This is a genomic window from uncultured Cedecea sp. (assembly GCF_947498825.1).
Classification (GTDB): Bacteria; Pseudomonadota; Gammaproteobacteria; order Enterobacterales; family Enterobacteriaceae; genus JGM124.
In genome coordinates this window covers 1-214 of sequence record NZ_CANMLV010000103.1, presented here as the reverse complement: position 1 = coordinate 214, position 214 = coordinate 1, and the positions used below count along the sequence as shown (strand labels likewise).

1 protein-coding gene is annotated in these 214 nt (G+C 47.7%); it reads right to left on the bottom strand.

Annotation, left to right across the window (positions count from 1 at the left end; translation table 11 throughout):
• A partial coding sequence (locus Q1A40_RS23105; RefSeq protein WP_300006122.1) for a hypothetical protein occupies positions 1–182 on the bottom strand: 182 nt, incomplete at its 3' end.
• Between the last annotated feature and the right edge of the window lie 32 nt (positions 183–214).

The following is a 214-nucleotide window of genomic DNA, read 5'->3' as shown; positions in this document are numbered from 1 at the left end:
GACGTATTGACGTACGCGGAATTCAGCGCCGGACTATAAGAGAATACGCTCAGCGGAATACTGATATTCAGGGAGAAGCGTCTGTCCTCCGCCCATTCATTCCCGTAATCACTTAACCGTGAGATGTCATAGCCCACGCTGTAACTCACCGATTTATAGCTGTTGTTATAAGAAAGCGACATGCCTTTAATGCTTCTCTGGTTCCCCCAGTAGT